This window comes from Mucilaginibacter sp. OK268 (assembly GCF_900103125.1).
In the GTDB taxonomy this organism is placed as follows: Bacteria; Bacteroidota; Bacteroidia; order Sphingobacteriales; family Sphingobacteriaceae; genus Mucilaginibacter.
Genome location: NZ_FNJV01000002.1, coordinates 765,540 through 779,128, shown reverse-complemented (window position 1 = coordinate 779,128; position 13,589 = coordinate 765,540). Strand labels below are relative to the sequence as shown.

Annotated in this window: 11 protein-coding genes; all 11 read left to right on the top strand. The window is 34.0% G+C overall.

Going from position 1 to position 13,589, the window contains the following annotated elements:
• Nucleotides 1-71 precede the first annotated feature (71 nt).
• Nucleotides 72-2,573 (top strand): SLBB domain-containing protein, encoded by a 2,502-nt coding sequence (locus tag BLR84_RS08985; protein ID WP_255366891.1) that lies wholly within the window; start codon nt 72-74, stop codon nt 2,571-2,573.
• Between the two features lie 35 nt (nt 2,574-2,608).
• Complete coding sequence (locus BLR84_RS08980; RefSeq protein WP_090467032.1) at nt 2,609-3,688, top strand: Wzz/FepE/Etk N-terminal domain-containing protein; 1,080 nt, start codon at nt 2,609-2,611, stop codon at nt 3,686-3,688.
• A 73-nt stretch (nt 3,689-3,761) separates the two neighbouring features.
• Nucleotides 3,762-5,087: a flippase gene (locus tag BLR84_RS08975; protein WP_090467030.1), complete on the top strand. Its 1,326-nt coding sequence runs from the start codon at nt 3,762-3,764 to the stop codon at nt 5,085-5,087.
• Nucleotides 5,088-5,198: 111 nt separating this feature from the next.
• The gene (locus BLR84_RS08970; protein WP_090467029.1) at nt 5,199-5,837 is read left to right on the top strand and encodes a DapH/DapD/GlmU-related protein; all 639 of its coding nucleotides are present in this window, start codon (nt 5,199-5,201) and stop codon (nt 5,835-5,837) included.
• A gap of 3 nt (nt 5,838-5,840) precedes the next feature.
• On the top strand, nt 5,841-6,710 hold the full coding sequence (locus BLR84_RS08965; RefSeq protein WP_090467027.1) for a glycosyltransferase family protein: 870 nt from the start codon (nt 5,841-5,843) through the stop codon (nt 6,708-6,710).
• Between the two features lie 23 nt (nt 6,711-6,733).
• Entirely contained in the window at nt 6,734-7,963 is a 1,230-nt protein-coding gene (locus tag BLR84_RS08960; RefSeq protein WP_090467025.1) for a glycosyltransferase, read from the top strand.
• 69 nt (nt 7,964-8,032) lie between these two features.
• Entirely contained in the window at nt 8,033-9,166 is a 1,134-nt protein-coding gene (locus BLR84_RS08955) for a glycosyltransferase family 4 protein (RefSeq protein WP_090467023.1), read from the top strand.
• Nucleotides 9,167-9,186: 20 nt separating this feature from the next.
• On the top strand, nt 9,187-9,729 hold the full coding sequence (locus BLR84_RS08950) for an acyltransferase (RefSeq protein WP_255366890.1): 543 nt from the start codon (nt 9,187-9,189) through the stop codon (nt 9,727-9,729).
• Between the two features lie 39 nt (nt 9,730-9,768).
• Nucleotides 9,769-11,130: an O-antigen ligase family protein gene (locus tag BLR84_RS08945; RefSeq protein ID WP_090467021.1), complete on the top strand. Its 1,362-nt coding sequence runs from the start codon at nt 9,769-9,771 to the stop codon at nt 11,128-11,130.
• 1 nt (nt 11,131) lies between these two features.
• The gene (locus BLR84_RS08940; protein ID WP_090467019.1) at nt 11,132-12,139 is read left to right on the top strand and encodes a glycosyltransferase; all 1,008 of its coding nucleotides are present in this window, start codon (nt 11,132-11,134) and stop codon (nt 12,137-12,139) included.
• Between the two features lie 112 nt (nt 12,140-12,251).
• A complete protein-coding gene (locus BLR84_RS08935) occupies nt 12,252-13,364 on the top strand; it encodes a glycosyltransferase family 9 protein (protein WP_090467017.1) in 1,113 nt (370 codons plus the stop codon).
• The last annotated feature ends 225 nt before the right edge of the window (nt 13,365-13,589 follow it).

Below are 13,589 nucleotides of genomic sequence, written 5' to 3'. Positions count from 1 at the left end.
AAATTGATTTACCTTTGCAAAAATCCAAATCAACTGGTTGAAAGGTTTTAAGCACGGATATTTTTTTACATATGATAAAAACCAACTTTCTTATATTCTTATTTGTGGCGGTGTTTTGTTGCGGGGCAATTAACCATGTTTCGGCTCAAAGTAATATTCAAAATCTATCATCTATCAACGTAGATGACTTATCTGATCAGCAAATTATCCAGTTATTACAACAGGCACAGAATAGCGGGTTAAGCGATGCAGAATTGGTTAGGCAGGCGCAGTCAAGAGGAATGTCAAGCGCGCAGATTCAAAAACTACAGACAAGGATCCAGGATATACGGAGCAAGGCTACTGGGAAAAAGGTGCAGGCTGATACTACAGAAGATGCGAATGGCAGGATAATAACAGGACGTAAACTTAACTACAAGCCCGATAGTCTCGATACAGCATATGTTAATAAAAAAGACATGTTTGAGAACTTAAGGCCAAAAATTTTTGGAGCCGATCTGTTTAAAAATAAAAACAGCTCTTTTGAACCTAATCTGAAGTTGGCTACCCCTGTAAATTATATTATAGGTCCTGATGACCAGTTAGATATTAATGTTTACGGAAACTCATCGGTTAACTGGAAACTGGAAGTATCGCCGGAAGGAAATATCAATATCCCGAACGTTGGCGTAATAAACGTTGGCGGTAAAACCATAGAGCAGGCTACAGCACAGATCAAAAGCAGGCTTTCTGCAAGTAACTATGCTATTGGCCGCGGCACCAGCGTGCAAATAACGCTGGGTAATATCAGAAGTATTAAAGTGATCATAGTGGGACAAGTCCAAAGACCGGGCACTTACACATTACCATCACTTGCTACTGTTTTTAATGCTTTGTATGCTTCAGGAGGCCCGATGGATAATGGTAGCTTACGTCAAATTGAGGTTATCAGAAATAACAGGATCATCAGGCATTTGGATGTGTATGATTTTATAGTGAAAGGTAGTCAGAAGGATAATATTTCATTACAAGACCAGGATATAGTACGTATACCTACCTATAGGACAAGAGTGCAATTAGTTGGGCAGATAAAAATTCCTGCATTATTTGAGGTTTTGCCCGGAGAAAGCCTGGACAATATTTTAAACTATGCTGGTGGGTTTACCGACAGTGCTTATACTGCCCGCATAAAGGTGTCACAAATAAGTGATCAGCAGCGAAAAATAACTGATGTTGTGGAGGCTGATTATAAAAATTATATTCCGTTACGAGGTGATAAATATATAATAGAATCAATTATTAACAGGTTTGAAAACAGGGTAGTAATCAAAGGTGCTGTTTTTAAACCAGGTGATTATGAGCTACAAACTGGTTTAACGTTAAACCAGTTAATTGCAAATGCAGCCGGTTTAAAAGAAGATGCCTTTATGGAGCGTGGAACCATTACACGGCTAAAAAGTGATAATAGCACCGAGATCATTGGATTTAATGTTCGTGATGTTATTAATAAGGCTGTAAATATTTCTTTACAGCGGGAAGACATTGTCAACATATCATCCATATTTGATCTACGAGATAAGTATCAGATCGTAATCAACGGTAGTGTACGGAAACCAGGCAAATTCGCTTTTTCTGAAAATATGAAAGTTGAAGACTTAATATTTAAAGCAGGGGGATTTGCAGAGGGGGCCAGTACCAAACGTATTGAAGTGGCCCGAAGAATAAATGATGCCGATCCAAATTCAAAAAACAGTTCAGTAGCCCAGGTTTTTAGTGTAAATGTAGACGGACAGCTGAAGCCATCAGAAGCCAACTTTGTATTACAGCCTTTTGATATAGTATCGGTTTATACATTGCCTGGCTTTGAAAAACAAAAAACGGTTAAAATAGAAGGAGAAGTAACGTATCCTGGTTCGTATACCATTAAAAGCAAAAACGAAAAAATATCTGACCTGGTAGCAAGAGCCGGAGGGCTCACTGCATCGGCTGATATTGAGGGGGGATCATTAAAAAGGGATAACATGGCTATTTTGGGTATAGATAGACGTAAAGCAGATACAGCTGAAATTGCCCGTGAAAGGAACGACCGCTTATTGCGTTTGAAAAGAAGCTTTAAGGATTCAACTCAGACTCAAAAGGAAGACACCACTATGCGTAATAATTTTGTGGGTATCGACCTGAAAAAGATCATGGATAAGCCAGGCTCAAGTATCGACCTTTTATTAGAAGATGGTGATGTACTGCGTGTACCCAAGCAGCAACAGATTGTTAGGGTTAATGGCCAGGTACTATATCCAAGCGCGGTTGTTTACAGCAAATCAAAATCATTTAATGATTTTGTGTCTAACGCCGGAGGATATGGACCCGATGCTTTGCGGCGGGGGGCCTATATTGTTTATGCTAACGGAACGGTAAAAGGTACTCGCAAAGTTTTGTTCTTTAACAATCACCCATCTGTTAAACCAGGTAGTGAAATTTATGTACCTAAAAAATCAGAAAGTAAGGGGAACACTGCCCAAACTATTTTAGGATTTACTACCGGGTTAGCCTCCTTAGGGGCAATCATTTTAGGAGTTTTAAGTTTGAATAAATAGCAAGTAATGTACTTAAATTGCTTTAAACTAAAATTATGAGTAAGGAAGATCAGGAAGGATCTGGTAATAATTCAGATGAAATATCTGTTAATGATATAGCAGCTAAAGTAAAATCAATATTTACATATGTTAAAAGTAAATGGATAAACATTTTAATTGTTGCTGTAATAGGGGCATTATTAGGATTGGGATATGCTATTTTAAAAAAGCCAACGTACGATGCTGTTTGTACTTTTGTTTTGGAAGAATCTGGTAAAGGTGGTGGACTTGGTCAGTACGCCGGTTTGGCCAGTTTGGCCGGTATAAACATTGGCGGTAGCGGTGGCGGAGGTGGCATATTTCAGGGTGATAATATCATAGAGCTTTATAAATCACGCACTATGATTGAGAAAGCCCTATTAAGTGAAGTGATCATCAATGGTAAAAGACAAACTTTAATAGAAAGATATATAGGCTTTAATAATCTGCGTAAACGGTGGAAAGAGAAGGACTTGATAAATAGCATCTCATTTCAAGGTAAGCCCGAAACGTTTAACAGAAAACAGGATAGTATAGTAACCGGTTTAGCCGATTTATTTAATAAGAAACTTTTATTTGTTGCTAAACCAGACAAGAAACTAAGTATTATTAAGGTAGAAGTTATTGATAGAGACGAACTATTTGCAAAGGAATTTACCAATAAACTAGTAGAAAACGTAAATAACTTTTATGTTCAAACTAAAACTAAGAAGGCATATCAGGATGTTTTAATTTTACAACGACAGGCCGATAGCGTTAAGAATGTTCTGAATTTATCTATTGGTAGCGTTGCATCGGCAATGGATGCTGCACCCAATCCAAACCCTGCCTTAATATCATTAAGAGTGCCCTCACAAAGGAGGCAGATTGATGTGCAGGCGGGTACTGCCATCTATAGCGAAATTGTAAAGAATTTAGAAATATCAAAAATTTCACTAAGACAAGAAATGCCCCTGATCCAGGTTATTGATAGACCGGTATTGCCATTGCCTGTTGATAAAATAAGTAAAGTGCTGGCAATAGCGGCGGGTTTTTTCGCCGGAACCTTTTTAACAATAGTCATACTCGTGTTTAAGGAATTATTTAAAGCTGAGTAATTTTACGCTAAAGGTTAACAAAACATGTCTTTTAAAATTTCGACAATCAAATTCAGCGAAAATATAATAAGTGATGAGTAACAAAAGAAATTTGATTAAGAATATTCTATCTCTTGGTGTTGTACAAATAGCAAACTATTTATTACCTCTTATATCTGTTCCTATTATAGTACGAATTATAGGACCGGCTAATTATGGCATAATAAATTACTATAGTTCTTTTGTTGCTTATTTTGTTTTACTAATTAATTATGGTTTTGAATATTCAGGTACTCGATTTATTGCCGTTGAAAAGGACAATATTCAGAAAAGAAATGAGCATTTTACGAAAATTTTGATAGCCAAATTTCTTTTATTTATTGTTTCGTTAGTGTTGTTTGCCGGCAGTATTATATTTATTGCAAAATCAAACAGTGAAATTCAGGTTGCAGTTTATACTTATTTAATATCAATTTCATGGGTATTATCTCCAAATTGGTTTTATCAGGGTATGCAGAAGCTAACAAATGTGGCCATATTTAACTTTGTATCAAAGTTGCTTTATACAATATTGATTTTATTGATAGTAACTCAAAAAGCCTATTTTGTTTGGCAACCATTAATTTTAAGTTTGATCCAAATTTTGGTGGCTGTAATTTCCTTAATTTATGCTATAAAGAAATTTAAAATATCATTTATCAAAGTCACTATGCGATCTGTTTTAGATCTCTTAGTAAGTGATAGAATGATATTTTTTACTATGATTGCAACAAATTTATATACCGATACCAACGTGGTAATACTCGGATTATATGAATCTAAAGAACATGTTGGCTATTTCACGGCTGCCTGGAAGTTTATATTAATATTCTTAATGATCATTTCTCTCCCGTTATCTCAAGCTTTATTTCCTTTTATTGCAGAATCATTTTCAAAAAGTAAAGAGAGGGGTATAGAAATCACTAGAAGAATACTTCCGGTAATTATCTACTTTACCTCAATAGTTTCATTTACCCTGTTTCTTTTATCCCGGATCCTTATTACAGGTTTCTATGGCCATCAGTTTGATAAATCTATTGTTATTTTTCGCATTTTAACTTTGGTCCCTATACTCTCTTACATTAATACAATATTGTGTTTGCAAACGATGGTTAGTTTAAAAATGGATAAGCTTTTGTTTCGTATAGTACTGGGAAGCGGCATTTTTAGTGTCATATTTAACTTATTCGTTATTAGAACTTATGGGTATATCGGCTCTGCCTTATCTTGGGTCATAACCGAAGTTATAATATGTTTTGTTTCTTATTACTGTCTTAAAAGGCATGATGTAGAACTATTTGATGCTCAGTTGTTTAGCCCGAAAAGTGTATTGAATGAGGTTAAAACGCTCATGTTAAATTTAAAAAGAAAAAATGCGTAAACAGCGTCAGGATTTAATAAGCATTAATTGAATTCGGAGTAGGCTAAAAGTGGTTTTTATATAAGGGCAATTAAAATGGCAATTTTAATAAAAGATAAAATAAATTAAAACATGGGAAAAGCGATATCTAAACTGTTCTTCTGGATAGGATATGCTTTGGGGTTTATAATAAGAATAAATTTTAGCAATAAAATACGAACCTTCAGAAATTACTTTTATTCTGGATTTTTAAAGCCAAGTTTTAAAAAATGTGGCTCAGGATTTTATGCCGAATACCCGCTTAGGATAATTGGATCGGAGTATATTAGTATAGGCAAAAGCTTTAGCTCGTACCCTAATACCAGAATTGAAGTTTTTAATACAGAAAATGCCGTATTGATTAACAAACCTGAACTTACAATAGGCGATAATGTAAATATTATATATGATTGTCATTTAGGGTGCATTAACAAGGTAATAATCGGGAATAATGTATTAATAGCGAGTAAAGTTTTCATTACAGATCATTATCATGGAGAGATAGATGCTGTTGCTATAATGTCCCCCCCTGCCAAGCGTGAAATTTATTCAAAAGGAGCAGTTATTATTGAAGATAATGTTTGGATTGGCGAAGGGGTTGCAATAATGCCAAATGTAACAATAGGGAAGAATTCTATAATTGGTGCTAATGCTGTAGTTACTAAAAGTTTCCCCCCTAACTCCGTTATTGGAGGTGTGCCAGCTCGTTTGTTAAAAACGCTTAACTTATAGCATATGAGGCTGTCAGCTATTATTGTTATATATCAACCGGAAATCACAGAGTTGATTAAAAATATAGCAGGTGTTATTAATGCTGTGGATCAATTGATTTTATATCAAAATAGCTCCATTGCTGACCAATTAATTTTCTATGAGGCATATCTGAACCTGCCGCATAAAGACAAGATAACATTTTTAGGTACAGGGGATAATGTAGGTATTGCCACAGCGCTAAATATGGGCGTAAAATGGTCATTGGAAAACGACTATACCCACATTTTAACGTTAGACCAGGATAGTTATTTTGAACCAGGAGTTTTAACCAGTTATAAGCTTTTAATAAGCCAGCAGAATGATGATAGGATAGGAGTATTTGGAATAAACCCGGTTTGCGGAAACTCATTTCTTTTTGAAGTAGCTGATCAGGTACTTGAAGTTACGGATACTATTACATCTGGTTCTATTTTTCCATTAAATATATTTAATGAATGCGGCTTATTTATGGATGAGTTATTCATTGATGCTGTTGATTATGAATTTTGTTATCGGATAAGTAAAAGAAACGGCTATAAAACGTTGGTTTTCACCAGTATACTTTTACAACATAAGGTTGGCTACGTAACTAAAACCAGGTGGGGATTTAAAACGGATAATTATTCTGCTTTCAGAACATATTTTATTGTTCGTAATCACATTATAATGTGGAAGAGATATCCTGAAATATTCCCCAGAACTTATAAAATTGTTTTAATTAAAACTCATATTATAGGCCGTATTATTAAAGTGTTTCTGGCTGAGAATGATAAGCAAAAAAAAACAAAAGCGATAATTATAGGCCTGATTCATGGTTTAAAAGGGCGGTTGGGATATTATAATGTAAATTAAGCAATACTACATACATGATAAGAATGAAAAAGAACGCGATTTTTACAATTTGTGCCAAAAATTATTTAGCGCAGGCTAAAGTATTGGGATATTCAGTAAAAAAGTTTTGCCCTGATTGCGATTTTACTATTATTCTATCAGATGAAATTGATGGGCAGAATTTAATGTGCAACGATTTTAGTGTCATCGAAGCTAAAAATATAGGTATAGATAACTTTTATGACTTGGCTTTCAAATATGATGTCATAGAGTTTAGCACTGCAATTAAGCCTTTTTTTCTGAAGAATCTGTTAAGCGAATATGAAAAGGTACTATATCTTGATCCGGATATGGTTGTATATAGTAGTTTGCAGTTTCTTTTTGATCACCTGGATAATTATGATGCCTTGCTTACTCCGCATCTGCTTAAACCGTATATTAATTATGAAAGCGCTACTTCAGAGGAAACGATTTTGTGGGTAGGTATATTTAATCTTGGTTTTTTTGGTATCAAAAATTCAGAAATCGGTCAGCATATGGCCGATTGGTGGATGGAGAAATTGAAAGACCAATGTTTTGCCGACAAAGAAGATGGCTTACATGTTGATCAAAAGTGGATGGATTTTTTGCCTGCACTATATGGGGATAAAGTATTAATTCTGCGTAATCCGGCGGTGAATATTGCTTTCTGGAATTACCATGAAAGGAAATTATTTAAGCAAAATGGCCACTATTTTGTTGATGATACCAAATTTCCTTTGGCGGTTTTTCACTTCTCAAGTTTTGATCCGTTTGATATAGAGAGTGTGGCTAAAAGACAGAATAAATTTACCCTGTCAACAATACCTGAATTTCGGGAGATATTTGAAAATTATGTGGATGAGTTAAAAAAGAACGGGTTAGATAAACTTAGCAAGCTAAAATATAAGTATAACGAATTCGAAAACGGGATACCTATATTAAAACTTCATAGAAGGCTCTATCGGGGGCTTGTAAAAGAAGGGTATTCATTTCGTGATCAGTTTTCAACATTTCCAGGTACTTATTATAATCTCCTTAAAAAAAATGGCGTAAGCTTAATTGATAGGGATCAAAAACTTAAAGTTTTAAAGAAAACGTTTGGTGAAAACCCTCCAATTTTTAATAAAATATTTAAGGCTTTAATTTTGATCAATAAAATTTTTGGAACAAATAAATATTATTTAATGATGCGGTTTTTTGCTATATACAACCGGTTTGAAAATCAAACGTTTTTAATAAAAGATAAGTCATAGGCAAATTGTTTTATAGAAATTAAGGTGTAAAGAGCACTAAAATAAAGGTTGCCGATAAATTGAACTTTAATGAAGATATTTTTTGATTGTACATATTTAAGGAATAAACATACTGGTGTCGATGTGTATTTTTTGAATCTAATACATCATTTACTTAAAATTGATCAGGAAAATGAATACATCATACTTGTCGATAGGAGATACCATACTGATTACTTGTTGAGTGAGTTAAATGAATTTCGTAATTATAAAATTATTTCCATTTATAGTCCACTGCCATTACAGGTTTTGTACTCAAGTTTTTTTATACCTTTTTATTTACGGTTAAAAAAAATCGATGTTTACCACAATCCCTATTTCTTTGGGCCATTATTGAATTTTATCTGCTCTAAAACAAAAGTTGTTATTACGGTTCACGATTTATATCATAGAACAGTACCTACAATGATGAATAAATATCTGAATATTGTTTTTAAGGTTTTTGCAGATCGAGCGATCAAAAATGCTGATGAGGTAATTGTAATATCTAATCAAACAAAGTTGGATGTATTAGAGCATTTGAAAATCCATGATAACAAACTGAACTTAATTCATCAGGCACTTGACCATAAGTTTGAATATAATCTGAATGTGAGTAATAATATTGAAAAATTTGAATTAGAAAAAGGAAAATACATCCTTTCTGTGGGGAAAATATTACCAAGTAAAGGGTTTGATGATTTAATAAGGTCATTTAAAATTTTAATGGATCGGTACCATACAAAAGATATGACATTGGTTATAGCCGGCATGCATACGGGCCAATATATTTTTCAAATAAGAAAGCTTATTACATCTTTAGATATTGATCCCAGGTTAATTAAATTATTAGGATATGTAACTGACCTGGATCTGTTTTCTTTGTATTATAATGCCAATATGGTTGTTTCGCCTAGTCACTATGAGGGTTTTGGTTTCCCTGTACTTGAGGCTATGAGATTTAAGATACCTGTAATAGCGCGTAATGCATCCAGTTTAATTGAAATTGTGGGTAATGCGGGGTTATTTTTTAATTCAATAGAGGAGCTGGCTGATAGAATGAATGATTTGATAAATGACAATAATTTGCGAAATAACCTAATGGCAGCAGGAGATACCAGAGTAAAAGATTTTTCATGGCTTGAAACATCTAAGAAAACTTTGACAGTTTATAATAAAAATTAACATCACCTAATCTGATAATTATGAATTTCAAAGAATGGCTTTCAGGGTTGATGAAATATATTTTTAGAGTATGGTTAATGAATTTGCCGTCCTTTAGAATAAGGAAGTTCTTTTTGAGAAGAGTTTTAAATAAAATTGGCGATAATGCTTTTATAGCCATGGGAGTTGATATTATGGGCAGAAATGGGAAAATAAGTATTGGACATCATACAGTTATTAACAAAAAAGTAACATTAGATGCCAGGGGAGGGGAAGTAATCATTGGCAATAACGTTGACATAGGCCAGGAAACCAATATCTGGACTTTGGAACATGACCCTAATAATGACAACCATGGGGTAAAAGGAGGAAACGTAATCATCGAAGATCATGTTTGGATAGCTACCAGGGTAACTATACTGCCAGGGGTACGTATTGGCCGTGGAGCGGTTGTTGCATCTAATAGCGTAATAACAAAAAATGTAAATGAGATGGAAATTGTCGGTGGGGTGCCGGCAAAAGTAATAGGCAAAAGGAATAACAAATTAGGGTATACTTTAGCTTATCGCCCTTGGTTTTTATAGTGAAGAAAAATAGACCCTTGAAACAAAAAAGTTGTTAAGATGAGTATAACCGGTACTGGTATTATCCTAATGATCCTGGGCATTTACGGGCTGATCTTTAACGTGAAATTTCTTTATAATATCACAATTTTTTTCATCCCATTTTCTGCTACCGCTATTTTCAATATAGGGTCAGGAGACAATGGCAGCGCGATACAACCTTTTATGGTTTTGGGCTCACTTTGGCTAGTGAGTTTGTTTATTGATAAAGCGAAGAGGTTCTCAAAATATAAGATAGTTAACAAAGCTGAATTATTAGCATTGTGTTTATTAACAGGGTTCGCAATAATCGCCCTGGTGTCATTAATCATGCCGATGAAAATTAATGGCACTGAAATGGGGAACATATCCGGACAACTGGATGCAATTGAACCCATTGGTTTTTCTGGAAGAAATATAACTCAATATATTTATTTACTTTTTGGGATTATCATAGCAATTGGGCTATATATACATAATAAAGATGAAAATAATTACAAGAATACTATAAAAGTTTATGCCTTATCTATTGTTTTTGTGGTTTTTTGGGGAGTACTTGAATTGATTTGTTATTATAAGAATATTACCTACCCTGATTTTATTTTTAACAATAGTATAAGCAAGTCTGCCGGAGGATTTAATGGATTTTTAGATGATGATGCAGGAACAAAGAGGATTTCGTCAGTAGCAGTTGAACCTTCAATCCTTGTTCAAAGTGTTGAAATTTTTATTCCCTTTTTAATAATGGGAATTATAAAAAAGCGGTTCATTTTCAACAAAATCTCTGATACTATCTTTTTATTAGTGCTTATTGCGTTTATTTTTAGAACTACTTCCACAGTAGGTATCGTATGTCTTTGTTTTTTAATTGCTTTATCCTACCTTTTTTATCTTCGGACGCTGGAACTGAAAAGGAGGATATTATTTATAATGGTATCTGTTTTTTTAATACCGGTAGCCTTGTTAATTATGTATGGAATGTTCAGAAACATAATCGACCAGGCTTTATTCAATAAATCAGATAGTTATTCGGGGCTGGAAAGAGCAAGTGCTGTAATTGAAGCTTGGAAGAGTTTTTTGAACCATCCGATATTAGGTGTTGGCTGGGGCTCAGTAAGCTCGTTTGATCTTTTCGTTAAAATTTTGTCAAACACCGGATTAATTGGTTTGGCTCTTTTTGTTGGATTTTTATGGGTAGCATTCAGTAACCAGATCAAAGCAAAAAATGTCAATTACAATAAATCTATATATAGGCAAGCTATTATTATTTCTTTTAGTACCCTCATATTTAGTAATATAGTTAGTGGTTTTAGCTTCGTTTTTGGTTTTTTTTGGTTAGCAACCGGACTCATACTTGTAACCGGAACTAAATTTAGTGCATAACATGAAAGTATTAATGATAAGTGGTAGTTATCCTCCGGAATTGTGTGGTATAGGAGATTATTCAGAAAAACTGGTAAACACATTAAAAAGATATGATATAGAAGTAAGCGTATTGGCTAATATCGACTGGTCAGTGAAAAACTATTTCAGTATTATCAGGCAGATAGAATCTGTAAATGCAGATGTCATTCATATGCAATATCCATCTTTTGGCTATGGTTTTAGTATTGTGCCTCAAATGCTGAGCTTAAAATACAAAACTGTAATTACCATTCATGAAGTCAGTAAAGCCCACCCGATAAGGCAACTTTCATTGCTCCCGTTTTCATTAAGAGGAAAATTGATTTTTACGAATTCTTTTGAAAAAGATGCATTTAAGCGTATTTACCCTTTTAGGAAAAAAAGAATTGAAATAATTCCTATTGGTTCTAATATAAAGATATCAGAACAAATCGCGCGGGAGAATAAACGATACCAGGATGTTATTTATTTTGGTCAGATAAGACCAGAAAAAGGAATTGAAAAACTAATATCATTGGCCGAGATGTTTAGGGATAGCAATTTATCTTATAAGGTAGTTATAGCTGGCCAATTACTTAAAGGAAATCAGAAATATTTAGATGATCTTCAGTCCCGATCCTCGCTTTTACCAATTACATGGCTTATAAATTTGTCCGAAAATGAGGTAGGAAGCTTATTGGCTAATAATTTGCTAGCCTACTTGCCTTTTCCAGATGGAGTATCGGAACGTAGAGGGTCTTTTTTTGCTGCATTGGCAAATAATATGCTGGTATTTACAACTAAAGGGGAGCAATCCACAGCAGAAATGGAAGAAACAGTTTATATTATTCCCGAGCCCCAGGATTTATTTAGGTTCTTAAACAATATATCAATTGAAACCCTTTTGCAGTTGAGTAATGAAAAAAATACAGCTGCGCAGAATTATATTAAAAAAATGGACTGGGATGTTATAGCGCAAAAACACATGTCGGCTTATAAGTCACTTTAAAGATGGATATTTAATATGGCGGTCATAAACCTATTCACATCACAAAAATTCAAATGTGAACTATTTATTAGTTTCCATATAACAGAAATGAAAACTGTATTAGCTAACTTCTATGGAAAAAGGTAATCAACTGTTTCACAAACTTGATAGATTTTTAGGTATCCCGATTGTTTTAGCGTTGGGATTATTGAAAAGGAAAAACAAAATTGTCCCGACCGAGATAAATAGGATTGCCATACTAAATATAGGTTCAATCGGTGATAACGTGTTAATGTCTGCTGTTATTCAGGATCTCAGATCTGCTTATCCAGATGCCAGGATCATCACCTTTACAGGATCAACAAATTATCAGCTGGTAAAGCTTATACCAGGTATCGATGAGGTAATAAAGTTACCGGTAACCAATGCTACAGCTACTATAAAAATGATCAGGAAAGAGGGGCTATTTGATCTTTTATTTGATTTTGGCCCCTGGCCACGACTTAATTCAATTTATACGAGGTTTGTTAAGGCCAAATACAAATATGGTTTTCAGTCGGATAAACAGTACCGGCATTACATTTATGATAAAGCTGTTGTTCATTCATCCCAAACCCACGAAATAGAAAATTTCAGAAGTTTAGTGAATAATATATATAAGGGCCCTAACCATACCCCACAAATAAATGTAAAACCTACAGAAAAAGCAGAGGCATTGGTTAAAAGACTAAAAAACTATTGTATTATTCACCCCTGGCCTGGTGGCTTTAAAAGTTATATGAAAGAATGGGCGGATGATAGTTGGGTAAAATTAATTGAAAAGATGTATGATAAATTTGATCATATAGTTATTACAGGAAGCCCTGCTGACAAAGAAAAATCAGATAGGATAGTTAAGCTATTAAAATTAACGGATGGAAATAACAAAGTTGTAAACCTTAGCGGCGGAGCTAGCTTACAAGAGGTAATTTACTTAATTGCTGAAAGTGAGGTGGTGATTTCAGTTAACACGGGTATTGCTCATATAACGGCAGCTTTAAACAAAAAGCAGGTTTGCCTTCATGGCCCTACCAATGTACAGCGTTGGGGACCATATAGTGAAAATACCATTTCTGTTGTGCCGGACAAAGGGCATTTTGGGTATTTAAATTATGGCTACGAATATAACAGAGCAAAAGAAAACTGCATGGAAAATATCTCTGTAGATACAGTTTATAATGCATTTGAACAAATAACAACTATTTAACCCATCGGTTCTGGAGCGAAGTTTGTGCACCCGATTGACCATCAGGAATTGTGGTTATGTTAATTTCTTATTATTTAATTATAAATAAATAAAGGTTGGGCTATCAGCCTTTTGCTGATCGTTATATAAAAGAGTTTTATAGAAAAGCTAAATATGCAGAAATCAAAGCAGTTTTGATGGTTTTTACTGTGGTAGCTAGGATTAAAAAAAAAATAGTTTCTCTTG